At 70.5% G+C, this 26,611-nt stretch carries 29 protein-coding genes; 18 read left to right on the top strand and 11 right to left on the bottom strand.

Features of this window, described 5'->3' with window-relative positions; translation table 11 throughout:
- Positions 1 to 509: 509 nt before the first annotated feature.
- Complete coding sequence (locus AC3A3J_RS00430; protein WP_487670383.1) at positions 510 to 1,607, bottom strand: LacI family DNA-binding transcriptional regulator; 1,098 nt, start codon at positions 1,605 to 1,607, stop codon at positions 510 to 512.
- A 166-nt stretch (positions 1,608 to 1,773) separates the two neighbouring features.
- On the opposite strand from AC3A3J_RS00430, the gene AC3A3J_RS00435 reads away from it, so the two are divergent.
- From AC3A3J_RS00435 to AC3A3J_RS00455, 5 genes are read left to right on the top strand one after another with little or no spacing between them, the layout of a single operon-like run.
- A complete protein-coding gene (locus AC3A3J_RS00435; RefSeq protein ID WP_487670384.1) occupies positions 1,774 to 2,643 on the top strand; it encodes an ABC transporter substrate-binding protein in 870 nt (289 codons plus the stop codon).
- Positions 2,644 to 2,700: 57 nt separating this feature from the next.
- Positions 2,701 to 3,489, top strand: coding sequence for an amino acid ABC transporter permease (locus AC3A3J_RS00440; protein WP_314648919.1), 789 nt, complete (start codon positions 2,701 to 2,703; stop codon positions 3,487 to 3,489).
- Positions 3,486 to 4,256, top strand: a complete 771-nt coding sequence (locus tag AC3A3J_RS00445; protein ID WP_487670385.1) for an amino acid ABC transporter ATP-binding protein — start codon at positions 3,486 to 3,488, stop codon at positions 4,254 to 4,256. Before AC3A3J_RS00440 ends, AC3A3J_RS00445 begins: the two co-directional genes overlap by 4 nt.
- The gene (locus AC3A3J_RS00450) at positions 4,256 to 5,311 is read left to right on the top strand and encodes a Gfo/Idh/MocA family protein (RefSeq protein WP_487670386.1); all 1,056 of its coding nucleotides are present in this window, start codon (positions 4,256 to 4,258) and stop codon (positions 5,309 to 5,311) included. Before AC3A3J_RS00445 ends, AC3A3J_RS00450 begins: the two co-directional genes overlap by 1 nt.
- A 39-nt stretch (positions 5,312 to 5,350) precedes the next feature.
- Positions 5,351 to 6,526, top strand: coding sequence for an NAD(P)/FAD-dependent oxidoreductase (locus AC3A3J_RS00455; RefSeq protein ID WP_487670387.1), 1,176 nt, complete (start codon positions 5,351 to 5,353; stop codon positions 6,524 to 6,526).
- 158 nt (positions 6,527 to 6,684) lie between these two features.
- On the opposite strand, the gene AC3A3J_RS00460 is transcribed toward AC3A3J_RS00455, so the two are convergent.
- Positions 6,685 to 7,413, bottom strand: a complete 729-nt coding sequence (locus tag AC3A3J_RS00460) for a hypothetical protein (protein ID WP_487670388.1) — start codon at positions 7,411 to 7,413, stop codon at positions 6,685 to 6,687.
- A gap of 403 nt (positions 7,414 to 7,816) precedes the next feature.
- Positions 7,817 to 8,359 carry an RNA polymerase sigma factor gene (locus AC3A3J_RS00465; RefSeq protein ID WP_487670389.1) on the bottom strand — a complete coding sequence of 181 codons (543 nt, stop codon included), beginning with the start codon at positions 8,357 to 8,359 and terminating at the stop codon, positions 7,817 to 7,819.
- 200 nt (positions 8,360 to 8,559) lie between these two features.
- Here AC3A3J_RS00465 and AC3A3J_RS00470 point away from each other — a divergent pair, with 200 nt between their 5' ends.
- Together AC3A3J_RS00470 and AC3A3J_RS00475 are read left to right on the top strand one after the other, a co-directional pair.
- Positions 8,560 to 9,084, top strand: a complete 525-nt coding sequence (locus tag AC3A3J_RS00470) for a hypothetical protein (protein WP_487670390.1) — start codon at positions 8,560 to 8,562, stop codon at positions 9,082 to 9,084.
- A 296-nt stretch (positions 9,085 to 9,380) separates the two neighbouring features.
- A complete protein-coding gene (locus tag AC3A3J_RS00475) occupies positions 9,381 to 9,908 on the top strand; it encodes a hypothetical protein (protein ID WP_487670391.1) in 528 nt (175 codons plus the stop codon).
- A gap of 202 nt (positions 9,909 to 10,110) precedes the next feature.
- Here the strand turns inward: AC3A3J_RS00475 and AC3A3J_RS00480 are convergent, their stop codons facing one another.
- The gene (locus AC3A3J_RS00480) at positions 10,111 to 10,764 is read right to left on the bottom strand and encodes an FMN-dependent NADH-azoreductase (RefSeq protein ID WP_487670392.1); all 654 of its coding nucleotides are present in this window, start codon (positions 10,762 to 10,764) and stop codon (positions 10,111 to 10,113) included.
- 76 nt (positions 10,765 to 10,840) lie between these two features.
- Here AC3A3J_RS00480 and AC3A3J_RS00485 point away from each other — a divergent pair, with 76 nt between their 5' ends.
- Complete coding sequence (locus AC3A3J_RS00485) at positions 10,841 to 11,173, top strand: winged helix-turn-helix transcriptional regulator (RefSeq protein ID WP_487670393.1); 333 nt, start codon at positions 10,841 to 10,843, stop codon at positions 11,171 to 11,173.
- 370 nt (positions 11,174 to 11,543) lie between these two features.
- On the opposite strand, the gene AC3A3J_RS00490 is transcribed toward AC3A3J_RS00485, so the two are convergent.
- The gene (locus AC3A3J_RS00490) at positions 11,544 to 13,073 is read right to left on the bottom strand and encodes an SDR family NAD(P)-dependent oxidoreductase (RefSeq protein WP_487670394.1); all 1,530 of its coding nucleotides are present in this window, start codon (positions 13,071 to 13,073) and stop codon (positions 11,544 to 11,546) included.
- A 255-nt stretch (positions 13,074 to 13,328) separates the two neighbouring features.
- Between AC3A3J_RS00490 and AC3A3J_RS00495 the strand changes: the two genes are divergently transcribed.
- From AC3A3J_RS00495 to AC3A3J_RS00505, 3 genes are read left to right on the top strand one after another with little or no spacing between them, the layout of a single operon-like run.
- On the top strand, positions 13,329 to 14,018 hold the full coding sequence (locus AC3A3J_RS00495; RefSeq protein WP_487670395.1) for a hypothetical protein: 690 nt from the start codon (positions 13,329 to 13,331) through the stop codon (positions 14,016 to 14,018).
- A 9-nt stretch (positions 14,019 to 14,027) separates the two neighbouring features.
- Positions 14,028 to 15,092 (top strand): M4 family metallopeptidase, encoded by a 1,065-nt coding sequence (locus AC3A3J_RS00500; protein WP_487670396.1) that lies wholly within the window; start codon positions 14,028 to 14,030, stop codon positions 15,090 to 15,092.
- A complete protein-coding gene (locus AC3A3J_RS00505) occupies positions 15,067 to 15,378 on the top strand; it encodes a protealysin inhibitor emfourin (RefSeq protein WP_487670397.1) in 312 nt (103 codons plus the stop codon). Before AC3A3J_RS00500 ends, AC3A3J_RS00505 begins: the two co-directional genes overlap by 26 nt.
- A 29-nt stretch (positions 15,379 to 15,407) precedes the next feature.
- Here AC3A3J_RS00505 and AC3A3J_RS00510 read toward each other — a convergent pair whose 3' ends face one another.
- On the bottom strand, positions 15,408 to 16,457 hold the full coding sequence (locus AC3A3J_RS00510) for a mechanosensitive ion channel family protein (RefSeq protein ID WP_487670398.1): 1,050 nt from the start codon (positions 16,455 to 16,457) through the stop codon (positions 15,408 to 15,410).
- A gap of 98 nt (positions 16,458 to 16,555) precedes the next feature.
- Here AC3A3J_RS00510 and AC3A3J_RS00515 point away from each other — a divergent pair, with 98 nt between their 5' ends.
- From AC3A3J_RS00515 to AC3A3J_RS00535, 5 genes are all read left to right on the top strand, one after another.
- Positions 16,556 to 16,825 carry a hypothetical protein gene (locus tag AC3A3J_RS00515; protein ID WP_487670399.1) on the top strand — a complete coding sequence of 90 codons (270 nt, stop codon included), beginning with the start codon at positions 16,556 to 16,558 and terminating at the stop codon, positions 16,823 to 16,825.
- Between the two features lie 124 nt (positions 16,826 to 16,949).
- Positions 16,950 to 17,333, top strand: a complete 384-nt coding sequence (locus AC3A3J_RS00520) for a GNAT family N-acetyltransferase (protein ID WP_487670472.1) — start codon at positions 16,950 to 16,952, stop codon at positions 17,331 to 17,333.
- A 64-nt stretch (positions 17,334 to 17,397) separates the two neighbouring features.
- The gene (locus tag AC3A3J_RS00525) at positions 17,398 to 18,147 is read left to right on the top strand and encodes a ribonuclease H family protein (RefSeq protein ID WP_487670400.1); all 750 of its coding nucleotides are present in this window, start codon (positions 17,398 to 17,400) and stop codon (positions 18,145 to 18,147) included.
- Positions 18,148 to 18,210: 63 nt separating this feature from the next.
- Complete coding sequence (locus AC3A3J_RS00530) at positions 18,211 to 18,597, top strand: DoxX family protein (RefSeq protein ID WP_487670401.1); 387 nt, start codon at positions 18,211 to 18,213, stop codon at positions 18,595 to 18,597.
- A 72-nt stretch (positions 18,598 to 18,669) separates the two neighbouring features.
- Positions 18,670 to 19,404, top strand: coding sequence for a Pr6Pr family membrane protein (locus AC3A3J_RS00535; protein ID WP_487670402.1), 735 nt, complete (start codon positions 18,670 to 18,672; stop codon positions 19,402 to 19,404).
- Here AC3A3J_RS00535 and AC3A3J_RS00540 read toward each other — a convergent pair.
- The 5 genes from AC3A3J_RS00540 to AC3A3J_RS00560 form a co-directional block, all read right to left on the bottom strand.
- Complete coding sequence (locus AC3A3J_RS00540) at positions 19,392 to 20,753, bottom strand: flavin monoamine oxidase family protein (RefSeq protein ID WP_487670403.1); 1,362 nt, start codon at positions 20,751 to 20,753, stop codon at positions 19,392 to 19,394. The two genes, AC3A3J_RS00535 and AC3A3J_RS00540, sit on opposite strands and share 13 nt — an antisense overlap.
- A 203-nt stretch (positions 20,754 to 20,956) precedes the next feature.
- Complete coding sequence (locus AC3A3J_RS00545; RefSeq protein WP_487670404.1) at positions 20,957 to 21,937, bottom strand: SRPBCC family protein; 981 nt, start codon at positions 21,935 to 21,937, stop codon at positions 20,957 to 20,959.
- Between the two features lie 2 nt (positions 21,938 to 21,939).
- Positions 21,940 to 22,383 (bottom strand): ArsR/SmtB family transcription factor, encoded by a 444-nt coding sequence (locus AC3A3J_RS00550; protein WP_487670405.1) that lies wholly within the window; start codon positions 22,381 to 22,383, stop codon positions 21,940 to 21,942.
- A gap of 315 nt (positions 22,384 to 22,698) precedes the next feature.
- The gene (locus tag AC3A3J_RS00555; protein WP_487670406.1) at positions 22,699 to 23,460 is read right to left on the bottom strand and encodes an HAD-IIB family hydrolase; all 762 of its coding nucleotides are present in this window, start codon (positions 23,458 to 23,460) and stop codon (positions 22,699 to 22,701) included.
- On the bottom strand, positions 23,457 to 24,569 hold the full coding sequence (locus AC3A3J_RS00560) for a LacI family DNA-binding transcriptional regulator (RefSeq protein WP_487670407.1): 1,113 nt from the start codon (positions 24,567 to 24,569) through the stop codon (positions 23,457 to 23,459). The genes AC3A3J_RS00555 and AC3A3J_RS00560 overlap by 4 nt, the downstream gene beginning before the upstream one ends.
- A gap of 209 nt (positions 24,570 to 24,778) precedes the next feature.
- Here AC3A3J_RS00560 and AC3A3J_RS00565 point away from each other — a divergent pair, with 209 nt between their 5' ends.
- Both AC3A3J_RS00565 and AC3A3J_RS00570 read left to right on the top strand, forming a co-directional pair.
- Positions 24,779 to 25,717 (top strand): carbohydrate ABC transporter permease, encoded by a 939-nt coding sequence (locus AC3A3J_RS00565; RefSeq protein ID WP_314648867.1) that lies wholly within the window; start codon positions 24,779 to 24,781, stop codon positions 25,715 to 25,717.
- A complete protein-coding gene (locus tag AC3A3J_RS00570; protein WP_487670408.1) occupies positions 25,714 to 26,586 on the top strand; it encodes a carbohydrate ABC transporter permease in 873 nt (290 codons plus the stop codon). Before AC3A3J_RS00565 ends, AC3A3J_RS00570 begins: the two co-directional genes overlap by 4 nt.
- The last annotated feature ends 25 nt before the right edge of the window (positions 26,587 to 26,611 follow it).

Raw genomic sequence — 26,611 nt, forward strand, 5'->3', positions numbered from 1 at the left:
CCCCGGCCCCGGCCACCCCTTGTTCCCGAACACCTCCCGCTCCCGAACACCTCCCGCTCCCGTCGCATTTTCTGTCGCCCAGGCGAGGCAGAAGCGACAGAAAATGCGACCGGAGCGGCTGCTGCGGGCTCCACGATCACCGGAACCGGTCGCACTCGACGCACCGCGGCTGCCCGTCGTCATCTCCGCAGCCACCTGCACGGGCGACGCACAGTTGCACGGGCGAATCATGCGATCGTCCGTGCAACCGTGAAAGTTCCGTGCAACCGGCACCCCGCCCCCGGGCACCCGTGCAACCGACACCCCGGCCCCCGGGCCCCGGCCCCCGGCCCAGGGCACTCCGGCCACTTCCCGCTCCCGTCGCATTTTCTGTCGCTTCGGTGACGCGCAAGCGACAGAAAATGCGACCGGAGCGGCTGCTGCGGGCTCCACGATCACCGGCACCCTGCCCCCGGCACCACCGGCACCCCGCCCCCGGGCACCCTGCCCCGGGCACCGGGACCCCGCCCCTACCGCGGCGGCCCCACCGACCCGCGCTCGACGAGTTCCTGCGGCAGGGTGTGCACGGTCGCCGGTCCCGACTCGCCCTCGATCCGGGCGATGAGCAGCCGGGCGGCCATGGCGCCGAGTTCGCGTTCGGGCTGGGAGACGACGGTGATTCCGGGCTCGGTCACCGAGGTCCACGGGGCGTTGTCGAAGCCGACCAGCGAGATGTCGTCGGGGATGCGCAGGCCGAGGTCGCGGATCGCGCGGAACGCCTGGATGGCGATGACGCTGTCCGACGCGATGATCGCGGTGACCGCGGCATCGCCGGTGATGAGCTCGGTGACCATGCGCCCGATCCCCTCGACGTTGGCCCCGAGCCGTACGAACGCCAGCGGATCGTCGATTCCCGCCCGCCGCAGCGCCGTGCCGATGCCTCCCACGCGGTCGTCGATCACCGACGACGCGAGTCCCGGTGAGAAGCGCAGGGTGCCGTCGTCGTCCCAGACCGCCCGGGGTCCGATGGGCGCGGGGTCTTCGAGCGTCGAGACGTAGGCGATGCGGCGGTGTCCGGCATCCAGCAGCACCTGCGCGAGCCGCTGCGCACCGTCGCGATTGTCGGCGATGACGGCCTCGGCGTCGAAGCCGTAGACGACGCGGTCGAAGAACACGACGGGCCGCGCCGCATCGGCGATCGACGCGTAGCTCGCGGCGCGCAGCGAGGATGCCGGGGCGATGAGCAGCCCGTCGACGCGCTTCGACAACTGCACCTCGATCGCGCTCTCCTCGGCGTCGGGTTGCTCGCTCGAGTTCGAGAGGATGAGATCGTATCCGGCGGCTTCGGCGACGTCGGATGCTCCGCGCGTGGCCTGCGCGAAGGCGGGGTTCTCGATGTCGCCGACGATGATGCCGATCGAGTTCGAGCGTCCGGTGCTCATGCTGCGGGCGACCTCGTTCGGCCGGTAGCCGAGTTCGGCGGCCGCCGCGCGCACCTTCTCTCGCACCTTCGCGCTGACGGCGCCGTAGTCGCCGAGGGCCCGAGCCGCGGTGGCCTTCGCCACTCCCGCCAGTGTCGCGACATCGGCGACCGTCGCCCCGCGGCGTCCCTCGTTCTGCGCACTCACCCGTCGCACTCTCCCTCTCCCTTGCGGCTTCTCAGCATATTGACGCCCCCGCACCGCGCGTGTACTCTCCTGGAAACACCCAATTGAGACCGGTCTCAATTTACCCGAGATCCGGCACCGGCTCCACGCCGACCGACACAGCAGTCCCTACGAGAGGAGCCACATCGTGGCTAGAAAGTCCTTCCGCCGCACCGCGGGCCGCACCGCGATCGCCGCCGCGATCGCCGGAGTCCTCGCCCTCACCGCCTGCGCCCAGGGCGGTGCCTCATCGTCCGGCAGCGACGCCGACGACAACCCCTACGGCCTCATCACCCCCGGCCAGATCCGCGTCGCCAGCCTCGGCGACTCCAAGCCCTACACGTTCACCGACGAGAGCGGCACGTTCACCGGGTTCGACGTCGAGCTCTTCACCGACGTCGCCGGACGCATCGGCATCGACGACGTCGTCTTCACGGGCCAGGACTTCTCCGGGCTGCTCGCGGCCGTCTCGAACGGTCAGTTCGACGTCGGCGTCGCCGCCATCGGCATCACCGAGGAGCGCGAGAAGACGGTCGACTTCTCCGACGGCTACCTCGCCGGGTACCTCACCGTCATGGCATCGCCCGACAGCGACATCACCGACGAGGACAGCCTCGCCGGCAAGCGCCTCGGCGTCGTGCAGGGCACCCTGCAGGAGGCCTACGCCGTGAAGAACTTCACCGACACCGAGCTCGTGCGCTTCCCCGACAACAACTCGGCCATCTCGGCCGTGGTCAGCGGATCGATCGACGCGCACTTCCTCGACTACGAGGCGGCCAAGGAGTACGCCGACCAGTACGGGCTCGAGAACGCCATCGACATCCCCTCGTTCGACGCCCCCGCCGGCTTCGCGATCGCGAAGGGCAAGGACGAGTTCAAGAAGGCGTTGAACGAGGCCCTGCACGAGGCGATGGAGGACGGCACCTGGAAGGAGCTCTACGAGAAGTGGTTCCCGGGCTCCCCGATGCCCGACCAGTACCTGCCCAGCGACGAGCAGGGCGACGGCGACAGCGAGTAATCGCCGCGGCGGGTGCGGAGCATCCTCCTCCGCACCCGCCCACCCGAAGGAGATCCCATGGACTGGTTCGACAACATCATCCGCACGTTCCTCGACTTCGACGCGATGCTGCAGGTGCTCCCGCAGCTGCTCGGCACGGGGCTCGTCAACACGCTCATCATCTCGGTCGCCTCGACCGTGCTCGGCATCGTCATCGGCATGGTCCTCGCGATCATGGGGGTCTCCCGCACCGCCTGGCTGCGGGTGCCCGCACGCATCTACACCGACGTCTTCCGCGGTCTGCCCGCGATCCTCACCATCCTGCTCATCGGACAGGGTTTCGCCCGCATCAGCCAGCAGCTGTTCGGCCCCTCGCCCTACCCGCTCGGCATCCTCGCTCTCAGCCTCATCGCCGGCGCCTACATCGGCGAGATCTTCCGCGCCGGCATCCAGAGCGTCGAGCGCGGACAGCTCGAGGCCTGCCGCGCCCTCGGCATGACGTACGGCAGCGCGATGCGGCTGGTCGTGGTCCCCCAGGGCATCCGCCGGGTGCTGCCCGCCCTCGTCAACCAGTTCATCGCCATCGTGAAGGACTCCAGCCTGGTGTACTTCCTGGGTCTGCTGGTGAGCGAGCGGGAGCTGTTCCGCGTCGGTCAGGATGCCGCGGTGCTCACCGGCAACCTGTCGCCGCTGGTGCTCGCCGGCGTCTTCTACCTCGTCATCACCGTGCCGCTCACGCACCTCGTGAACTACTTCGACAACCGCTTCCGCACCGGCCGCCGCAAGGCCACCCCGCCCAAGAGCGGGCTCGAAGAGGTGCGCGAGCAGTCCCTCAGCCCGGCCCTCGTCCATGGAGAGAACACATGACCTACACCTCCCCCCTCCCCGTCACCGACGGCCGGTTCTACGAGGGATCCGAGCTGCGGATCGACAACCTCGTCATGGCGTACGGCGACGTCGACGTGATCCGCGACGTGTCGCTCACCGTCGAGCCCGGCACCACCACCTGCATCATCGGCCCCTCGGGCTCGGGCAAGTCGACGCTGCTGCGCGGTGTCAACCGACTGCACGAGCCGAAGGCGGGCCGGGTGACCCTGGCCGACGACGACGCCCTGCGCCTCAAGCCCGATGTGCTGCGCCGCCGGGTGGGACTCGTCTTCCAGCACTTCAACCTCTTCCCCGATCACACCGCTCTCGACAACGTGGCGCTCGCGCTGCGCAACGTGAAGCGGATGCCCCGGGGCGAGGCGCAGCGCATCGCCCTGGCGCGTCTGACCGAGGTGGGTCTCGCGGAACGCGCCGACCATCGCCCGCGCGACCTGTCCGGGGGCCAGCAGCAGCGCGTCGCGATCGCCCGCGCCCTCGCGATGGAGCCCGAGGTCATGCTGTTCGACGAGGCCACCAGCGCGCTCGACCCGGAGCTGGTCAAGGGCGTGCTCAACCTCATGGCCGAGCTCGCGCAGCGGGGCATGACGATGCTCGTCGTCACGCACGAGATGGGCTTCGCCCGCAAGGTCGCCGACCAGGTCGTGTTCATGGACGAGGGGCGCATCGTCGAGGCGGGAACCCCCGACGAGATCTTCGACGCCCCGAAGAGCGACCGGTTGAAGCTGTTCCTGTCGGAGGTGCTGTGATGACGATCCGCACCGCGATCATCGGGTTCGGCACCGCGGGACGCCTGTTCCACGCGCCGTTCCTCGCGGCCGATCCCGCCTTCCGCATCGACGCGATCGTGACGGACGACCCCGGGCGGGTGGCTCAGGCGCAGCAGGAGCATCCGCCGGCCCGCATCCTCCCCGACGTCGATGCCCTGTGGGCGCAGGCGGAGGCCGTCGACCTCGTGGTCGTGGCTTCGCCCAGCGGCGCGCACCGAGCCCATGTCGAGGCCGCGCTGCGCGCCGGATGCCACGTCGTCGTCGACAAGCCGTTCGTCGCGGATGCCGCCGACGGCGAGGCGCTGATCGACCTCGCTCGCGCGGAGGATCGGATGCTGACGGTGTTCCAGAACCGTCGATGGGACGGTGACTTCCGCACGGTGCGGCGCCTGATCGACGGGGGACGCCTGGGACGCGTGCGGCGGTTCGAATCGCGCTTCACCTGGTGGAAGCCCACGATCAGCAAGGACTGGAAGGCGCGGGCGACGGTGGCGGATGCCGGGGGCATCCTGTTCGACCTCGGCCCCCACCTCATCGATCAGGCGGTGCAGCTGTTCGGCCCGGCCCGCGTCGTGCACGCGGAGGTCGACCGCGTGCGGCCCGACGTCGTCGCAGACGACGATGCCTTCGTGGCGCTCGAGCACGAGTCGGGCGTGCGGTCGCACCTGTGGATGAGCGCGGTCACCGCCACCCCGGGGCCGCGGTTCCGGGTGCTCGGCACCGAAGCCGCCTACACGACCTGGGGTCTCGACGGGCAGGAGCCGGCGCTGGTCGCGGGCGCCCGTCCGGGCGATCCCGGTTTCGGCGAGACGCCGCCCGAGCAGTGGGGCACGGTCGGGCTCGGCGACAACGTCGAGCCCGTGCCGACCGAGAAGGGCGAGTACGGCCTCTTCTACGCGGGCGTCGCCGACGCGATCGAGAACGGCGCCCCCGCCCCGGTCGACCCCGCGGATGCCGTCGCCGGGCTGCGCCTCATCGCACAGGCCCATGCCCTCGCCGCTGGCGCGGCATCCGACACCGAGACCACCGACTGAGCGCGCGGAGCACCGCGCGCCATGAGTAAGGAAGAACGCATGTCTGCAGCAGCATCCGAGAAGATCGTCGTCATCGGCGGCGGCATCCTCGGCGTATCCACCGCCGCCCACCTCGCCCGCGCGGGCGCCGACGTGACCCTGGTCACCTCCGGGCCTCTCGCCGACGGCGCGTCCGGGCGATCGATCGCGTGGCTGAACTCGTCGGGCGACCGCTCGTCGGCCTACCACTACCTGCGTCTGCTGGCCCTCGATCGGTACCGCAGCTGGGGTGCGCGGCACCCGGAGAGCGCGGAGTACCTGCGCTTCGACGGGGCGCTGAAGTGGGCGGCGCCGGACGAGAGCTTCCGTCCGACGTTCGAGTTCGAGCGTTCGGTCGGCTACGACTCGCTCTGGGTCGCGAAGGCCGACATCGGCCGCGTCGCCCCCGACGTGAACGTCGACGCGGTCGCCGACGAGGGCGCCATCTTCAACCCCGGCGAGGGCTGGGTGAACATGCCGCACCTCATCGGCGTGCTCGCCGCACAGGCGCGCGCGGCCGGCGCCGAGGTGATCGAGAACGCCGGCGACGCCCGGGTCGACGTCGAGGACGGCGCCGTGGTCGGCGTCGTGCTGGGCGACGGGTCGCGGGTGGCCGCCGAACGCGTGGTGCTCGCGACGGGACCCGGCGTACCGGCCCAGCTGGCCGACCTGGGCTTCACGATCCCGGATGCCTCGCCCGCCGCCTTCGTGCTGTTCACCGACCCCGTCGACGTTCCGGTGCGCACGGTGCTGAACACGCCCCGCGTGGCCGTGCGGCCCACCCCCGACGGACGCCTCGTGCTCGACGCCGGCTGGGCCGAGGAGTCGATCATAGTCGGCGACGACGGATCGATCACCGTGCCCGACGCGTCGGTGCAGGGGCTGCTCGACGAGGCGTCGAAGGTGCTGGCCGGTGCGCCCGTGCTCACCGCGTCGCGCGTCGGCGCCGGATGGAAGCCGATTCCGGGCGACGGCGAACCGGTCGCCGGCCCGGTGCCCGGCATCGACGGGCTGTACGCCTTGTTCACGCACTCGGGGGCGACGCTCGGGCTGATCCTCGGAGAGCTCGCCGCCGACGAGGTGCTCTCGGGACAGCCGTCGCCGGTGCTGCAGTCGTTCCGCATCGAGCGGTTCGCCGAGCAGGAGCTGCCGGGGTCCGTCGGCACCGACGCGTGGTCGCCGGTGGCGCCCGTGTAGGTGGTCTCACGTGGTGCGCTGTGCGGAATGCAGGCGCGAGCGACACGTGCAGGCGGGATCGAGTCGATCTCGCCTGCACGTGTGTTTTGTGCCTGCAGTTGGTTGCGGGGGTGGGGGATGCCCTGGTGCCCCGACCTGGCCGGGGTCGATCGTTCCGGCTACGGCAACCCGTCGACGACACTCATCGTGTACGTGATCCGAGAATCCGGCACGGAGTCGGGGATCATTCCCTCGCCCACCCCCGCCGTCTGGGAGACTTCTCGCACGAGCCCCGTCGACATCTCGATAGTCAGGGTGTAGCGCGTGTGCGAAGTCAGGTCATCGTAGGACGAACCGAGGTGCGCGTCGAAGGTGAGCGTCCGCGTTCCGTCGATCTCCGGACCCACCGTGGTCCCGGCGAGCAGTCCGAGCGCTTGGTACATAGCGGCGCGCGCCTCGGGATCACCGGCGTTGTAAGCGAGCAACGTGATCAGGAACCATCCGGCCTTCCCCTCGACCCAACCGGGCGCATCGTCGCCCAGGTAGTCGATGATCCAATCGATCATCTGGTGGGGCTCGCGCGGCAAGTTCTCGAGAAACCACATGAACGTCTCCCCGCTGCCTTCCGGCAGGGTGGGAGCCCCGTCGTTACGAACAAGCGCCTGCCCCTGCCCGAATCGCTGAAGCAGATTCTCTCTCAACTCGGGCATCGTGTCGGCGGCGCCGAACGACTGGATGATCGACGGCACGCCCGACTCCTGATACCAGTCGCCGTTCGGGTCGGAGGGCGAATAGTCCGACCCGCTCCACCTGATCGTCCACCCGTCCGCCGAGTCCGCTCGGTCGGCCCCGAACACGGGGTCTGATCCACGGCTCGTAGCGGGATCCGGGTGGATGAGGATCAGCATCTCCTTCGTCCACGCGTGGCGCAGGTACTGACCGGGCTCCAGAGCAGGGGGCGTGAAGGCGGCTGCCGACGCCGCCGCACCCGCGAGCACCTCGGCAGCCGACGGCTCGCTCACCGCAGACGGGCTCGGAGCCGGGCTCGGCTCCGACGTGGGGACGGGGGTCCGGACGGGCACGGGGGCCGCCTCGACGCGGGGCGGCGGCGCGATGGAGCTGATGACGAGGATCGTCGCTGTGGCCGCGGCCGCCGCGCCCAGCAGACCGCCGATGACCAGCCCCGTCGTTCGACGGGTCCGTCGCGCACGCTCGGGTGTTTCCGCTGCGATGGCCGCGGCGAGGCGTTCGCGGGCGACCACGAGCCCCTCATCGGTCCCGTCGCCTGATGGTCCGAGCTGTCGCACATTCTCAAACACGTCCAACGTGCTCTCCTTTCTGCCCGTTCTTCTCGAACGCGCGAATCTGGCGGTCGGAATCGAGGCGGCGGCGCACACGATTCAGCCGCGACCGCACCGTCCCGACGGGGATGCCGAGCGCAGCGGCGATGTCCTCGTACGACATCTGCTGCCAGGCGTGCAGGAAGAGGACGTCCCGATCGGCTGGCCGCAGTTTGGCGATTCGTCCGGTGAGCGCCGCGACGTCACGCTCGGCGTCCACACGTGTCAGTGCTTCATCGATCCCACCGGTCGACTCGTGGTCATCCTGCGCGACGGCGGCGACGAACGACTGCCAGTGCCGGGCTTCCACAGCGCGATGTCTGCGGATCAGCCGCGACGCGATGCCGAAAAGCCACGGCGCTGCCGATGATGTTGCGAGATCGAAGTCCTTCCGACGGCGGAAGGCCACGAGGAACGTCTCACTCAGCACGTCCTCTGCCGCATCCTTTCCGATGCGATACCTCGCAAAGGCTTCGATGGATCGAGCATGCCGCTCGAAGATCTCGGCGAACATCGCGGGACGCGTCAGAGACGCCCGGATGATCTCGCTGTCTGTACTCACACTTCCTATTGTCCGAACGCGAGCCCGCGGTTCACGGTTTCTCGCCGCGACGCGGGACTGTCCCTCGACGGCATGCGCGGGCGAGGGAAGGCGCAGCCAGGGCCTGTGGATAACTCCGGCGGATGCGCTCGGATCCGAACTACCGTGTGCCCGTGATCCTGCCCTCCCCTCGCTCCGCCCTGCTCGCACCCCTCGCCCTCGCCGCCGCCGTCATGCTCGCCTCGACCAGCGGATGCACCACCCCGCCCGAACGCGAACCCACCCCCACGCCTCTCTTCGCGACGGACGAGGAGGCGTTCGCGGCGGCGGAGGAGGTGTACCGGGAGTACGTGAAGGCGGCCGACAGCGGGGCGGATACGACTCAATATCTGGTCGGTGCAGCACTTGAGGCCGAGCTCGAAACTGCAAGGTACTTGGACGAAAACGGCCTGACATTCACGGGGCGCACGAACGTAGCAATGTTCGATGGAACGCACGCCGATGTTCACTCATCGACGCCAGAGGTGGACGCTTCGGTCTGCGTAGACGTGTCCGCCGTGCGAGTCATCGACGATACCGGGGCGGACGTCACTCCACCCGATCGCCCCAATCGCGTCTCGCTAGAGGTCGCGTTCGTGTGGGATGCCGACGGCTTCGCGCTCTCGAGTTCAGATACCTCTGGGGACAGCAAATGTTGACTGGGATGACAACTCTCGTCCTGACAGTCGTGCTCGCACTCCACCCCGTCGGCGCGCGCGCTTCGTCATCATGCAGTACGTCTGACATCAGGATTGGCCTGTGCGGATCGACCGACGGATCCCTCGTGACCGTCACGGGCAACCAAGCGTCCGGGCCATCTCCGGCCGCCCCTCGCGGACAAGCCCCGAGCGACCCCGACGCACCAGCCTCACCGCCGAACCCGGGGTTCTTCATCGACCTCAACACGTGGACGTGCCGCGCCGCCAGTGGCGACCCCGTGAGTTGCGCGTCGCTGATGTTGTCGCTTGGTACAGACGGCGAGCCGACGCCCCCGCACGCCCCCGCGATCACCATCTCCGACGTCGCGAGCTTCGCGCCCGCAGCTCCGACCTCCCTCGCCGAGCCCTCGAACCTCGGCGTCGTGGGGCGCCCGGCGAACTTCGTCGCCACCGCATCCGCACACACCCGCGAGGGCAGCGTGCTCGGCACCCCCGTGACCGTCCGCTTCACCCCTGCCCGCTTCACGTTCGACTACGGCGACGGCACCACGGCCACCCGCTCCACCGGCGGAGCATCCTGGACCGACCTCGGCCAGGCCCCCTTCACCCCGACCGACACCAGCCACGTGTACGAGCAGCGCGGCACCTACGAAACCACCGTCACCGTCCACTACACCGCCGACATCGACCTCGGCACCGGATGGATCGCCCTCGACGGGTCCCTCCCCGTCACCAGCCCCACCCGACCTGTCCGCATCTACGAGGCTCACACGGCCCTCGTGCACCGCACCTGCATCGAAGACCCCGGTGCCCCCGGCTGCTGACCGGCGACGCCCCTCTTCACCCGGCACCGCCACCCCCTCCCATCGCATTTTCTGTCGCCCGCCGCCGTGTGAGGCGACAGAAAAAGCGACCGGAGCGGTAGGGCCTCGACCGGAGCGGTGGGGCCTCGACCGGAGTGGCGGGGCGCTAGCCGACCGCGCGACAGAAAATGCGACCGGAGTTGCAGCCACCGCGGGAGGGCGGTCAGGCGGCGGAACCGCGCAACGCCGCGAGTTCCTGACCGTAGGTGCGAGCAGCCGATTCTGCGGACTCCTTGAGTTCGCGAGCGACATCGGTGAAGGCGTCGAGCGCCGGGTTCACGCCCACAAGAGTGAACGGACGCTCGACGACGCGGAGGTCGAGGCCCCAGACGTCCTCGAGCACGCGACGGAGCCAACCGGTCGAGTGGTCCCAGCCCTCCTTCGGGGTCCCCGGCGCGTAGTTGCCGCCGAGTACCGTCACCAGAGTGGCCGGCTTGCCCCGCAGCGCGGTCCCGGTCGGGTCGATGCGCGGGTCGGTGTAGGCCAGATCGAACCAGGTCTTGAAGTGCTGCGAGACGCCGTAGTTGTACAGCGGCACCGCGAACAACAGCGCGTCGGCACCGATCAGCTCGTCGGCGAAGCGCGTCGCGAGAGCACGGGCCTCGGTCTGCGCGGGCGTCCGCTGCGCCTCGTCGACGAAGCCGCCAGTGACGGCATCGGCCCAGGCTGTGGCGGGCACCGGGTCGGACGCGAGGTCGCGACGGGTGACGGAGGAGTCGGGGTGGGCCGACGTCCACTCGGACTCGACGAGATCGGCGAGCGCACGGCTGGCGGACGACCCGGGGAGGATGCTCGCATCCAGACGGAACAGGGACATGGACCTACCTCTCAATTCGGAGTCGCTTGGTTTTTCTTAGCGACAAGGGTTAACGTAGCATGCGTAGAATGGAGGCATGCCCGAAGCCGAGCACGACATCACCCGGTGCGACGCGGCCGTCACACTGGCGTTCAGCGTGCTCGGCAAGAGGTGGAACGGCATGATCGTGTCGTCACTCGGCGGCGGCCCGTCGACCTTCGTCGCCCTGCGCCGCGCGGTCGCCGGCATCAGCGACACCGTTCTCTCCGACCGTCTCGCCGAACTCGCCGACGCCGGCCTGGTGGCACGCACCGTCGACCCCGGGCCGCCGGTCACGGTGTCGTACGCGCTGACCCCCGGCGGCGAAGGACTGCTCCCGATCCTCGATCAGCTCGGCACCTGGGCATCCGCCACCCTCTCCCGCCGCTGACCCTTCCTGCACCGGTCGCCCATCCCCGGCATCCGCCCGTCCGGACCCGAGCCAGTTGCACGGACTTCGAACAGGTGCACGCCCGAACCCGACACTTCTCCGTGCGTCCGTCCACTCCCCGTGCAGACGGAGCCGACCCGCACACCGCCACTCCCGCCGCTGACGGCCGCAGCCCGCACACCCCCACTCCCGTCGCACTTTCTGTCGCACCGGGCCAGACCAGGCGACAGAAAATGCGACCGGAACGGGCGGCGTCACCGGAACGGGCGGCGTCACCGGAACGGGCGGCGTCGCCGGAACGGGCGGCGTCGCCGGAAAGAGGCCTGGCGCCAGGGGGCCGAGCCATCGGACCCGGTAGCCGCGGGCCGCCTCACCAGGGGCTGGGCTCGTAGTCCTTCAGGAACACGCCGTGGATGTCTTCGCCGGCCTCGCCGCGCACGATCGGGTCGTACACGCGAGCGGCGCCGTCGACGAGGTCGAGCGGAGCGTGGAAGCCCTCCTCCGCGAGACGCACCTTCGTGTAGTGCGGCCGCTCGTCGGTGATCCAGCCGGTGTCGACGGCCGTCATCAGGATGCCGTCGGTCTCGAGCATCTCGCCGGCACTGGTGCGCGTGAGCATGTTGAGCGCGGCCTTCGCCATGTTGGTGTGCGGATGCCCCGGCCCCTTGTACCGCCGCGAGAACTGCCCCTCCATCGCCGACACGTTCACGACGTATTTGCGGTGCGCGGTCGACGCGGCCATGGCGCGACGCAGCCGGCTGATCAGCAGGAACGGCGCGGTCGTGTTCGCCAGCTGCACCTCGAGCATCTCGAGCGGGTCGACCTGGTCGACCGACTGCACCCAGCTGTTCACGCGGTTCACATCGGGCACGAGCCCACCGGCGTCGATCGCGGTGCCGTCGGCGTGCTTCTCGAGCGACGACGATCCCGGCGCCATCGCCAGCCGCGCGAGGTCTTCGGCGGTGAGCGCCTGGCCGCCCTGCTCGGCAACGGTACCGCCGAGGGCCGCGACCGACAGCAGCGGATGCGCGTCGACGGAGGCCTGCAGCGCCTGCGGGTGCGGGTCGGCGGTGTGACCGAACGTCTCCATCTCGGGCAGCGGTCCGTCGGGGAGGGGCTGCAGCTCGGCATCCGCGAGCAGCGAGTACGCACCCGGCGAGCGCCGCACGGTCTGGGCGGCGTTGTTGATGAGGATGTCGAGGGGTCCCTGCGCGGCGACCGAGTCGGCGAGGCCGATCACCTGCGCCGGGTCGCGCAGATCGATGCCGACGACCCGCAGCCGGTGCAGCCAGTCGCCCGAGTCGGGGAGCGCGCTGAAGCGCCGCACGGCGTCGCGCGGGAACCGCGTGGTGATGGTCGCGTGGGCCCCGTCGCGCAGCAACCGCAGCGCGATGTGCATGCCGATCTTCGCGCGCCCGCCGGTGAGCAGCGCGCGCTTGCCCGTGAGGTCGGTGCGGGCGTTGCGCTTGCCGTGGCTGAAGCGGGCGCAGTCGGGGCAGAGCTGGTGGTAGAACGCGTCGACCAGAGTGTACGGCTGCTTGCAGATGTAGCAGTTGCGCGGCTTGAGCAACTCTCCGGCGATGGGGGCGTCGACGACGCTCGAGGCGAGGTCGTTGCCGCGCGTCTCGTCGTCGATGCGGTCGGGCGCGCCGGTCGCGGTGCGCGCCACGACGGCCCTGTCGGCCTCGGCGATCGCGTCGCGGATCTCCTTGCGGCGCACACGCTTCACCGCCTTGAACATCGCGGCGGTCGCGTGGCGCACGGCCACGAAGTCGGGATGCTCGTTGTCGATCGTGTGCAACTCCGCCAGCACGCGCAGGGTGGTGGCGAGGTCGTCAGGGTCGATACCGGCGCCGAAGTCGGCTCGGTCGCTGAGCTCGTCGGAAGGGGCGTCGGTCATTGGGCCGATTCTACGCGAGCGTGCTGGGAACGCCGCGCGGGGCGGTGGGGGCTCGGGTGGGCGGGCGGGCGGGTGCAAGGTCGGCAGGCTCGGCTGCGGGTTGGGGCGTCAAGGAGGCTCGACAGGGCGGCGACACCAATTCAGGACGCTTCCGCCCCGGACCGCCTCGACGGCGATGAAACGGGAGCCGGTGGGGCATCCGTCCTGAGTCGTGGTCACCCTCGACCCGCGACCCGCGCGGAGGGACAATGGGTCATGGTCACCGACGATCCGCACGTGCTGGGCGACGGCCTGCTGCCCACCCCTTTCACAGCCGCGGAGATCCGCCGGGCCGCCGGCAACGGACTCACGATCGTGCTGTTCGTCGAGTCGCCGGACGGCTCGCAGCACGAGCGCATCAACCGCTTCGAGCAGACGGATGCCGAGGGCGCCACGTTGCGCGCGTGGTTCACCGATGCCCCCGATGATGCGGTGACGAGCCGGGTGACCTGGCGCGAGTTGCAGGAGCACGCGTCCTTTCCCCGCGCCCACACGACGGTGACCGACGAAGACCTCGCGCTGCCGTTCGGCCGTGTGCCCTGTCGGCGGTACGAGATCGCGGACGCCCCGGATGCTCCGGTCGAGACGTACTGGTTCTCGCTCACGCACCCCGGGATGCCGGTTCGGTACGAGGTGCCGCTCGACGGGGGCATGCTGCGGACGACCGTGCAGAGCATCCGCCGCGACGGCGACAGCGCGGATGCCGGAGGCGGCGGTGCCGCGGATGCCGGGGACGGTGACGGCGAGGGCAGCGGCGGCGGCGCGGATGCCGGGGACGGCGACGGCGACGGCGACGGCGACGGCGAGGATGCCGCGGGCGGCGGTGGCGCGGATGCCGGGGACGGCGCGACGGCCCGGGGCGGCGGCGATGCCGGGGGCGGCGCCGATGTCGGTGACCGGGCGTAGGGTCGCTGCATGAGCGCACAGATCGAACGTCACGGAGTGGTCCCCTCCTATCTGCTCGCGCGCCTCGCGGAGTCCGGGCGCTTCCCCCGCGCCGCCGCCGCGGCACGCCAGACCCTGACCGCCGGGCGCCCGCCGTTCCGCGCGCGCATCGACCTCTCGATCGACGAGAACGGCGACCTCGTCGCGCAGCTCTCCGATGCTCCGAACCGCACGATCAGCGATGCGGGCAACACCCAGCAGCTGCCCGGCGCGGTCGTGCGCACCGAAGACGACGATCCGGTCGACGATGCCGCGGCGAACGAGGCGTTCGACGGACTCGGGGCGACGTTCGAGATGCTCCTGTCGGCGTTCGGTCGCAACTCGCTCGACGACGCCGGAGCACCGCTCGACGCGACGGTGCACTACGGCGTCGACTACGACAACGCCTTCTGGGACGGCGAGCGCATGGTGTTCGGCGACGGCGACGGCGAGGTGTTCCGCGGGTTCACGGGCTCGCTCACCGTCATCGGGCACGAGCTCGCGCACGGCGTCGTGCAGCACACCGCCGATCTCGAATATCAGGGACAGCCCGGAGCGTTGAACGAGTCGATCGCCGATGTGTTCGGGGCGCTGACAGAGCAGTACGCTCTCGGCCGGACCGCCGGCGACGCATCGTGGCTGATCGGCGCCGAGATCTTCACGGATGCCGTCGAAGGCGTGGCGCTGCGGTCGATGATCCGCCCCGGCACGGCATACGACGACGACGAGCTCGGGCGCGACCCTCAGCCCGACCACATGAGCGGGTTCGTGCGGACGACGGAAGACAACGGCGGGGTACACATCAACTCGGGCATCCCGAACCGGGCGTTCGCGCTCTTCGCGATCGATCTCGGCGGCAACGCGTGGGAGACGGCGGGCACGGTCTGGTACCGCGCGCTCACCGTCGGTCTCTCGAGCACGGCGACCTTCACCGAGTTCGCCGATGCGACGGTCGCCGCGGCACAGACGATCGACGAGGCCACGGCGACCGCCGCTCGACGCGCCTGGACGACCGTGGGAGTCTATGGAGATGAGCGAGTCCCCTCCACCGAGTGACCGCGTCGTCGTCGCGGTGATCCGGTCGGGCGGCATCGCGGGACTCCGCCGACGGTGGCTCGTCGAGACCGAGGCGGAGAACGACGACGCCGCGACCTGGATCGCCCGGATCGACCGCTGCCCCTGGGATGCGGACCTCGACGCCGACCGCGGCGCCGACCGCTACGTCTGGACGATCCGCGCCCGCACGCCCTCCGAGCAGCGTGAGCGGGACATTCCCGACGGCGCCCTCGACGGCCCGTGGCTCGAGCTCGTCGAGGCCGTCCGCGCCGCCGCGCGCTCGTAGCGCCGCACTCAGCACGCGCCGTGCGGGGGCTAGGCGGAGGGCGAGGACTCGATCGCGACGCGGGTGCGGGGAAGGGCCTCGGGGTGGTTCTGCTGCAGCCAGGTCATCATCTTCTCGCGCACCTCGCAGCGGATGTCCCACTGGTCGGACGAGTCCTTCGCCGACATCACGAACCGCACCGTCACGAAGCCGCCCTGCGAATCGGTCACGAGCGCGCTCGACGAACGGCCGTCCCAGAACGGCGACGCCTCGATGATGCGCGTGAACTCCGCACGCACCTCATCCATGGGCACCCGCCAGTCGAGGTCCATCAGAACGACGCCGAGGATCGCGTCTGACCGCCGCGTCCAGGTCTCGATGGGGTTGGTCGTGAAGTAGTTGCAGGGCACGACCAGCCGCCGCTCGTCCCAGATGTAGACGACCACGTACGACAGGTTGATCTCGCCGATGCGACCCCATTCCCCCTCGACCACGACCACGTCGCCCACGCGGATCGCATCGGTGAAGGCGACCTGCACGCCGGCGATGAGGTTGCCGAGGATCGACTGCGCGGCGAGACCGGCGATGATGCTGACGATTCCCGCCGAGGCGAGCAGGCTCGTGCCGATCGCCCGCATCTCGGGGAACGTGAAGAGCACCGTGCCCAGCGCGAGCACCGCGATCGTCACCAGCACGAGCCGGTGGATCACGAGCAGCTGCGTGCGACGGCGTCGCGCATGCGGCCCGATGAGCTGCGCCTCTTCCCGCGCCATGAGCTGCTCGAACCCGAACGACACCAGGGCGCCGAACAGCCACGACCCGGCGAGGATCGTGGCGATCAGGAAGATGCGCGAGATCGCCGGCCATTCGTCGATCGAGGCGGGCTGGGTGACCGCGCACGCGATCCACAGCGCGACGATCGCCGCGGTCGTGAACAGCGCGTTGCGTGCGCGTCGAGACACCTCGCGCAACCACTCCCACTTGCGACTGACGAGGGCGACCACGAGCGCGAGCAGCGCGAGCACGCTCGCCGCCACCACCAGCGCGATGCCGATGGCCGCGACGGTTCCGATCCAGGATTCCCAGGTGAATGCGGGCATCGTCCCACCGTAGGAGAAGGCGCCTGTCCGGGGCCTGGACGGCACGCGATCGACGGGAGAGCCCGCGCGGTGAAGGGTCGTGGAGGGAGAATGAGCACATGGGAATGTTCCAGCAGCGCCGGGAGGACGAAGAGAACCAGTGGGCCGGTCTGCCCTCGGAGCCGCTCGATCGCGGAGCCGCGGAGGCCCTCGACGCGCCGCCCGCCCTCGACCCGCTGTCGATCGGGCTGGGGCTCGACGGCGACACCACGTCGATCGTCTTCCCCGTCACCCCACCGCCGCCCGCCGCGTTCGCCGTCGAGAACCGCGAGCCCGACGACCCCGACGGCGAGGACGGCGACGACGCAGCACGGAACCCGGATGCCTGAGACGCACGTCCCCGCGTTCGAGATCCGCCGCGTCTCGCCGGACGACTAGCGTCTGTGGCGGGACGCGCGGCTGGAGGCGCTGCGCGACTCCCCCTCCGCGTTCGGCTCACGTCTCGCCGACTGGATCGACGCGTCCGAGCAGCGCTGGCGCGAGCGGCTGTCGCAGCCCGACGCGCACCACGTCGTCGCCGCCGACAGCACCGACGTGCTCGGGATGATGTCGGTCGTCCCGAGCGGCGCACCGTCGACCATGACGCTCATCTCGGCGTGGGTCGCTCCTCGGGCGCGCGGCCGCGGGGTGGCGGCCGTACTGATCGACGCGGTGGTCGGCGCGGCACGCGTCGCCGGAGCATCCGCCGTCGATCTGTCGGTGATGCCCGACAATCCCACCGCGCGACGGACCTATGAGCGTGCGGGGTTCCGCGTGCTCGACGAGGCGGGCGCCCCGCTGCCCGACGGCCGTCACCAGGTGCTGATGCGCCGACTCCTCACCGACCACGAGGGCTGAGGGGTCGGCGGGGCGGAGCGGGGGCACGGCGGGCCGTGGGGGTGGCCCCGGCTACGGTGGAAGGATGACGATCATCGCCGCCGCAGACGGCTCCGCCCTGGGCAACCCCGGCCCGAACGGGTGGGCCTGGTACATCGACGACGACAACTGGGCGGCGGGCGGCTCGCCCCACGGCACCAACAATCAGGGCGAGCTGCAGGCGGTGCTCGAGCTGCTGCGGGCGACGGCGGGCACCGACGAGAAGCTCCTCATCCGCTGCGACAGCCGCTACGTGATCGACTCGGTGACGAAGTGGATGCCGGGGTGGAAGCGCAAGGGATGGCGCAAGTCCGACGGTGGTCCGGTGCTGAACCGCGACCTCCTCGAAGGCATCGACGAGGCCATGCGCGGCCGAGACGTCGAGTTCTCCTGGGTCAAGGGCCACGCCGGCGACCGCATGAACGAGGCGGCCGACGAGCGCGCGAACGCCGCCGCGAAGGCCTACCAGCAGAAGCAGGAACCGCGCCGGGGCCCTGGGTTCACCCGCGCCACGGATGCCGGAGCCGCCGTCGCAGCATCCGCCCCGCTCGCTGCCGCCGCGGGCGTCAGCCGCTCGGCCCCCGCCGAGACCGCCCCCGCCCGCGCTGCCCGCGACGAGCCGACGGATGCTCCGCTCTGGGCCGAGACATCGTCGCTGTTCGACGACTTCGACACCCCGACCGCCGAGCCGATCGAGCTGCGCATCGCCCTGACCGGTGACGAGCACGCCCGCCTCCGCGACCGTGCCGACGCCCAGGGCATCTCGCTCGAAGCCGCGCTGCGCCGCCTCATCTGAGCATCCGCCCCGCCCCGCGCCGCGCGCCCGCGCACCTCGCACACCCCGGCGTACACTCGGCTCATGTCGACGACCGCCCGCACCATCGGCCGCATCTTCCTCGGAGCATCCCTCGTGTTCGCCGGGGTCTCGCACCTCACCGTCGCGCGCGACGAATTCCAGGCGCAGGTTCCCGAGTCGCTCCCGCTCGACCCCGACACGACCGTCGTGGCGTCGGGGGTCGTCGAGGTGGCTCTCGGATCGGCCCTGCTGTTCGCGCGTCGCCGGCGGAGCCTCGTCGGCACGATCGCTGGCCTGTTCTTCGTCGCCGTGTTCCCGGGCAACGTCTCGCAGTGGATGCACCAGCGCGACGGGTTCGGTCTCGACACCGACATGAAGCGCTTCGTGCGGCTGTTCTTCCAGCCGGTGCTCGTCGCCCTCGCCGTCTGGTCGACCCGCCGCGCTCGCTGACCCCGCGCTCGGAGGACTCCCGCCCGACGAAAAGTAGACTCGGCGGATGGGAGATCGGCCGGTGACGCAGCAGTGAAGGCGCGCACGGTCTTCGGTCTGCTCCGTCTCAGCGCCGCCGCCCTCTGTCTCGTGGCCCTGATCCACCGTCTGGCGTGGGGGCTCGCCTCGCACACGATCGCGAGCCAGAACTTCTTCGCGTACCTGACCAACCAGTCGAACGTCGCGTTCGTGGTGGTGCTCACCATCGCGGGCATCCTCGCGCTCCGCCGTGCCCGCGACCCGCGCTGGCTCACGATCGTCCTCGCCCTCGTGCTCACCTGGACCATCACGGCCGGCATCGTGTTCGCGATCCTCGTGTGGCAGGCGGGGCTGCGGGGCATCCGCATCGACGTGCCGTGGTCCGACCAGGTGCTGCACTTCTACCTGCCCGCGTGCGCAGCCGCCGCCTGGGCGCTCGCCCCCGGCCATCGCACCGTGCCGTGGCGGGTCGTGCCGTCGACGCTCGTCTACCCGCTGGTGTGGGGCGGTTTCACGATGCTGCGCGGACCGCTGATCGGCTGGTACCCCTACTACTTCCTCGACCCACGCCAGGTGAGCGGGCCCGCGGAGTTCCTGGTGTCGTCGGGCATCGCGCTCGCGACGTTCGCGGTCGTCGCGACGGCGCTCGTGCTCATCAGTCGGATGCCGTTGCCTCGACGGCTGCGTGACGACCCGGGCGACGAGACCCCCGACGGTCCGGGCGATGGCCCCGACCGTGACGATGCGCCGGTCGACGAGCTCGTCGGGTCGGTCGCTCAGGCGAGATAGGGGCCGAGCGCCTCGATCGCCTGGGCGAACGCCTCGTCGTCGTCCAGCTCGGAGAAACGGACGGCGGAGTCACCGCCGACGATCCCCACCAGCACGTTCTCGCCCGTCGCGGGACGCAGGTTGATCCAGGTGCGGATGCTCGCGTCACCGCCGACCGTGTGCCAGATCGCCTCCTCGGCGTCCCAGAACGGCTCGTCCCACCGCAGCCACACGGTCTCCACCGACCCCATCCCCAATGCGGAGATCGCGCCGCGATTCGCGAACGGCAGCGGAGGGTCGAACTCAATGCCCTGCTCCTGCAGCACCCCGAGCGGAACGGTGACGACGACCCGGTCGAACGACAGCGCCTCGCCGGTGCCCATGCGCACGCTCACGCCCGTGTCGTCGTACGCGAGGCGGGTCACGGGCTGGTTGAGGCCGACCTGCACGCCGTCGAGCGTGTGCTCGATGAACGGCAGCAGGCTGTCGCGCGCGGCGCGGGGCTCCTCGGCCGGGAACGGCGGGGCGAACCAACTCGACAGCTCCCCGGCATCCGCCCCCGACGCGGTGGCGAGGACGGCGAGCAGCGCGGCGGTGGACGGGTCGTCGGCATCGACGCCGGCGGCGGTGAGGGCATCGGCGACCGAGGTGTCGTCCGCCGCGTCGCGGGCGGTCGCGATCGCCGCGGTCAGCGGCTCGACGCTGAGGGGCTCGACGTCTCCGTCGGGTCCGCGCCAGCGCACGCCGGCGAGGTCGACGATGCCCACGTCCTCGGACTCGAGCGTGTCGACGAGGTCGGTGTCGTCGGGCCCGAAGAGCCAGGCGCCCAGCTGCACGGGCACCGGCCAGGAGTCGTCGACGCGCGAGTGCAGCCGCCCGCCCACGCGGTCGCGGGCCTCGATCACGGTCACCTGGTAGTCGGCGTCCGCGAGGCGTGCCGCGGCCGTGGCGCCGGCGAGACCGGCCCCGATCACGGCGATGCGCTCACCGGTGTCTCCGGCATCCCGCACCTCCCCGGCCGCGCGCTCGCCCGAAGCGATGGCGCCGCGCATGGTGCCCGGAGCATCCTCGTCTGTGGCCTCGCCCGCGAAGAACAGACGGTCGTCGACCGGTCGGGCCAGCGCACTGCGGGTGTCGGCGCCGACTCCCACGGGCACGAAGCTGACGGCGCCGAACGCGTACGGATCGGCGGTCCAGGTGGAGCGGATGCTGCCCGCCGGACGCGGCACCCCGTTCGACGGCCCCGGCTCGGGGGTACGGGTCGGGGTTCGCGTGGGCGTCGGCTCCGGTTCGGGCGTGCACGATGCCAGAAGCACCGAGACGACACCGGCCCCGGCGCCGAGCAGCAGAGTGCGGCGCGTGATCCTCATCGTGTCGCCACTTTATCCCGGCGGGCGGGGATCCGCGTCGTCCGCGGCGCCTTGCGGCCCTTCGCCTCGCCTCGCCATAGCTCAGGACAGCCGGGCGAGACCGGCCTGGTGCCGACGGCAGTCTCGCGATCGTGGCGGCGGTGAGCCCCCGGTGGTCCCGAGTCGGTGCCACCGGGGGCTCGGTTCGGATAGTCGCGCCTGGGTCAGACCGCGAGCAGCTCGCTCTCGAGGCGACGGTAGGAGGCCTCCATGCCGTCGGCCATGCCCGTCGCGAGGATCATGTCGCGCGTGTCCTTATCGGGGTACTCGATGTAGAGGGTGAGGAGCGTCGCACCGTCCTCCTCGTAGAGGTTGAGGTCGTTGAGCGTCTCGGGCCCCGGCGTGCCCTGCATCTTCTCGGTGTCGACCGAGCGGCGCGGAGCATCGATCAGCAGCGCCTCGCCCTCGAACCCGAACGGCTCGCCCTCGGTGTCGCCGACCGGCGCCCATGAGGTGCGGTAGCGCTGACCGACCTCGGTGGCGACGACGCACTCCGTCATCTCCCAGCCGTCGGGCCCGAGCATCCACTTCTTCATGAGCTCGGGGTCGTGGTGCGCCCGCCAGACCAGCTCGCGCGGCCCCTCGATGAGGCGGGTGATGCGCACGTGCGTGTCGTCGAGCAGTTCGACCTGCGTGCCCCGGCCCTGGGCGTAGTCGCGCAGGTCCTGCAGCACGGCGTCGAGCTGGCTCATCGCGAGCTTCGTGCCCTCGATCGCGCCCATGGCGACGACCTGCTCGAGCGCCTCGGCCGAGGTGAAGTAGCTGGTGTTGACCATACGGGTGCCGTCGGCCGTCTCCTCGAACGTGAAAGTCATGCGCATCGAGGGCAGGTCGGCGTTGGGCGTTCCCTCCTCGTCGGCGAACGCGTCGAGAACCGTGAAGGCGTGCGGGGCGTCGATCTCGACGAACTCCCACGTGCCGGAGGCCTTCTCACCGCGCGGACCGGTCATCGTGTAGTTCGCCTTGCCGCCGACCGTGTGATCCCAGTGGGTGAAGGTCGCCGGCCACCCGGGAGGGCCCCAGAAGCGCTCGAGCTGGCGCGGGTCGCTGTACGCGTCCCAGACCCGTTCGACAGGGGCCGCCAGGTCGGCGACGACCGTCATGGTGAGGTTCTCGGCATCGGTGACGACGTCGGTGACGGGCATGATCATTCTCCTTCTTCGGTTCGTGCGGTCGGGGTGGTGCTGTCGGTGGTCTTCGTGGGCGGCGTGGCCGGTGGCGTGGCCGGTGGCGCGGGTGGCGTCGGCGCGGCATCCGCGGGCTCGGCGAGCAGGTCGTCGAGGCGGGCGATGCGCGAGCGCCAGAGCTCTTCATAGCGGGCGAGCAGGGCCCGGGCGCGGACGATCATCTCGGGGTTCGCGCGGACGAGCCGCTCGCGTCCTTCGGCGCGCTTGACGATGAGCTCGGCTGCTTCGAGCACGGCGACGTGCTTCTGCACTGCGGCGAACGACATGTCGTAGGAGGCGGCCAGGGTCGAGACCGATTGCTCGCCCTCGATCGTGCGGCGCAGGATGTCGCGCCGCGTCGACGTGGCCAGTGCGTGGAAGACACGGTCCACCTCCGCTTCGCTGAGTTCTCGTTGTGCAACCATTTGGTTGTACGTTAGGCCGGAGCGGATGCCGTGTCAAGAGGTTTTCTCGCGAACCGCATGCGAGCCGCACGGGAGATGCACACCCGCACGGACGATCACGCGAGAACTCCGTGCAGGCGTGGAACGTCCGTGCAAGGGGGGGGCAGGGGCGGGCAGGACAGAGCCGCAGGCCCGGGAGGGCAGGGATAGGCAGGACAGAGCCGCAGGCCCGGGAGGGCAGGGACAGGCAGGACTGAGCCGGGGGCTCGGGGCGGCGCGGGACGGGGGCGGGTGCAGACGGCAGCCCGCCGGGGACAGGGCGGATGCCCTGGACTCCTACCCGAGCCGCGGAATCAGTTCCTCGAGGAACTCCGCCGTCGACTCCCACCCAGTCACCGCGTGACAGCGGGCACCCATCGCGAGCACGGGGTAGTCGTTGCCGGCGGGGTCGAGGCGGTCGCCGACGAAGAGCATGTCTTCGAGGGCGATGCCCGTCTGCTCGATGAGCTTGCGCATGCCGTAGGCCTTGTCGATGCCGCGGTCGGTGATGTCGATCGAGGTGGAGCCGCCGGAGCGCACCTCGAGATCGGGCAGCCGGGCGGCGACGGCGGCGCTGAGGGCGTTGCGCTTGGCGCCGGTCGGGTCCCACGCGGCCTTGGCGTCGACCGGGGCGTGCTGCCCGAGGGCCGAGAAGGTCACCTGCGACCCGCGGTCCTCGATGATGTCGCCCCAGGTCTGCGACTCCCAGAGCCCGAGGCGACGGGCCTCGTCTTCGAGCGCGGCTGCCGCATCGGCACGCTGGGCCGGCGTGAGCGAGAGGGCGTACACGGTCTCGATGCCGTCGGCCCCGATGCGGTAATACTGCGTGCCGCAGGCGGGCAGCAGGTGGAAGCGTGCGAGCACGGCGGCACTCGGATCGGGCAGGCGGTCGATGACCTGCGCCGTGAACTGGCCGAGCTGTCCGCCCGAGATGATCGCCACCTCGACCCGCGCGGCGAGCGCCACGAGCAACGCCCCCATGCGCGGATCGATCGCGCTCTTCGACGGGGCGAGGGTGTCGTCGAGGTCGAACGCCACGAGGCGGGGCAGCGGCGTCATGCGGATGCCTCGGCGACGGCATCCGCATGCCCGCGCACCGGGCCGGTGCTGCCGCGCACGACGAACTCCACGGGCGGGAGGTCGATCGGCCCGGGCTCGCGTCCCTCGACGATCGAGACGAGGGCACGCGCACACGCGTTGCCCCACTGGAACACGTCCTGCCGCACGGTGGTGAGCGGGGGGATGACGTACGGCGCGAGGGGGATGTCGTCGAAGCCGATGACCGACAGGTCCTGCGGCACGCGGATGCCCCGGTCGATCGCCGCCGAGATGCCGGCGATCGCCATGATGTCGTTCGCGAAGATGATCGCGGTCGGCGGTTCGGGATCGTCGAGCAGCTCATGGGTGGCGCGCGCGCCGGCCGCACCCGTGAAGTCGGCCTCGACGACCGTGCCCGGGCGCAGTCCGAGCTGAGCGAGTTCGCCCGCCCAGGCGTCTCGACGCACCCGGGAGTGCACGTACCGGTCGGCGCCCGAGACATGCGCGATGCGCTCGTGCCCCAGGGCGTGCAGGTGACGGACGGCGCGACGGATGCCCGCGGCATCGTCGAGTCCGATCGGCTCGGTGCCCTCGCCGGCACCCGTGCCGAGCAGCACGCACGGGAGCCCCAGGCCCGCGAGCTCGGCGGGACGCTCGTCTTCGACGCGCAGGTCGGTGAGGAAGACTCCGTCGACGCGGGCCTCGTGCGCGAAGCGCGAATACGCCTCGCGCTCGGCCTGCTCGCCGTCGACGACCTGCAGCACGAGCGCGTAGCCGACGGTGGAGAGGAAGCTCTCGACCCCCGCGACGAACTGCGGGAAGAACGGGTCGGTGCTGAGCAGCTCCGGATCGCGCCGGATCACCAGCCCCAGTGCCTGCGCCCGGCTGCGCGACAGGGCGCGGGCCCGGGCATCCGGACGCCACTCGAGCTCGCGCGCCGCCTCGAGGATGCGTTCGCGCGCCTCTTCGCCCACGCCGGAGCGACCGTTGAACACGAACGACACCGCGCTCTTCGACACCCCGGCCCGCGCCGCGACGTCGCCGATCGTGATCTTGCGTTCCCTGGCGCCGCCGCGGGGGGAGGAGGCGGTGCGCCCGGCGCCCGCACTCTCGGGGATCGAGGCGTTCATGGTCTGTAGTGTAACCGACCGTTTAGCCCGATTTAGCTCGATCTCTTCCACGCCGAGCCGCCGGACTGGCGGCGATGTCAGCCCGCGCATCGGCGAGGTTGCAGCCGCACATCAAAACCGGTTTACTAAGACGAGTCAGCGCCGCCCACCTTCGGGTCTCGCACCCCTGTCGGGCCGGCGGACGGTCGTATCAGTGAGGAACAATCGCCATGGGCAGTGCGGCACCAGCGCAGCAGAACACCACGCGACCCCGTCGACGCTCCGGCGCCGTGCAGCGCTGGCTGGGCGAGAACCCGCTCGGTCTGCTGCTGAGCGCCCCGTACACGCTCTTCGTCATCGTCGTCTTCCTCATCCCGTTCGGGTTCGGCATCTGGATGTCGGTGCACGACTTCTACTTCACGGCCCCCGGCGTCGCGGTGGAGCATCCGTTCGTCGGCTTCGACAACTTCGCCGCCGTGCTCGCCGACCCGATCGTGCGGCAGGCGTTCGGCAACCTGCTGATCTTCCTCGTCATCAACGTGCCGCTGACGGTCGTGCTCGGCCTGCTGCTCTCGTCGGGGCTCGACGCCGTGGTGCACTGGAAGGGCTTCTTCCGCATCTCGTACTACATCCCGTACGTCACGGCATCGGTCGCGACCCTGGCGGTGTGGATCTTCCTCTTCAACGGCAACGGCGTCGTCAACTCGATGCTCGGCTCGCTCGCCCCCGACCCGTCGTGGCTGGCGAACTCGGGGCTGATCATGCCGCTGATCGCGGTCTACGTCACCTGGAAGAACCTCGGGTTCTACATCCTGCTGTACCTCGCCGCGCTGCAGAACGTGCCGAAGGAGCTGCACGAGGCCGCCCAGCTCGACGGTGCGGGACGCTGGCAGCGATTCCGCTCGGTCACCCTCCCCGCCGTCCGTCCGGTCACCTCGCTCGTGGTGCTGCTGTCGATCATCACCACCGGCCAGATTTTCACCGAGCCGTACCTGCTCACCGGCGGCGGACCCAACAACGCCTCGATGACCCCGGCGCTGCTCATGTACCAGCAGGGCATCCAGCAGGGGAAGCCCGACATCGCCGCCGCGATCGGCATGATCCTCGTCATCGCGGTGATGATCGTCTCGCTCGTGTCGCGCCGCATCACGGAAGGCAAGAACCGATGACCCCCTCCGACGCGCGCACGACTCGCACGCCCCGCCCCGGCCGGGTGCTGCCGACCCTGCGCTTCGCCCTGCTCTTCGTCGGCGCCCTCGCCGCGCTCGTGCCGTTCTACTACATGGTGATCGGCGCTCTGCAGCGCAAGCGCGACACGAGCCTCTTCGGCCTGCTGCCACTGCCTGAGAACCTGAGCTTCAACAACTTCGTCGAGATCAACGAGTCGGTGAACCTGCTCGGCTCCCTGCTCAACTCGCTGATCTTCACGGCGGGCGTGGTCGCCTGCACGCTCGTCTTCGGGCTGCTGGTCGGCTATGCGCTCGCGGTGCTGTCGTTCCGCGGCCGCGGTCTGGTGTTCGCCCTCGTGCTGCTCGTGCAGGCGATCCCGTTCCAGCTGCTCATGATCCCCCTGTACGTCATGGTGGTGCGGTACTTCGGTCTCGCCGACAACTTCATCGGCATGATCCTGCCGTTCGCGATCAACTCCGTCGCCGTGCTGATCTTCCGCCAGTACTTCCTGCAGATCCCGCGCGACGTGTTCGACGCCGCCCGCATCGACGGCGCGAGCGAGCTGCGCATCCTGATCTCCATCGCCGTGCCCCTCGTGCGCCCGGCCGTGCTGACCGCGATGCTGGTGACCTTCATCGGCCCGTGGAACGAGTTCCTTTGGCCGTTCCTCGTCACGAAGGACGCCACGAAGCAGACCCTCGCCGTGAGCCTCGCCAACTTCTCGCAGACCAACCGCTCGTTCCTCGAGAACCCCATGGGCGCCGTGCTCGCGGGCGCGTGCGTGCTCGCGGTGCCCGTGGTCGTGCTGTTCCTCCTCTTCCAGCGGCACTTCACCTCCGCCAACCTCGGCTCCGCCATCAAGGGCTGAGCACCCGATACCGAAAGACCCGAAG

The organism is Microbacterium sp. Soil_N32 (assembly GCF_057655505.1).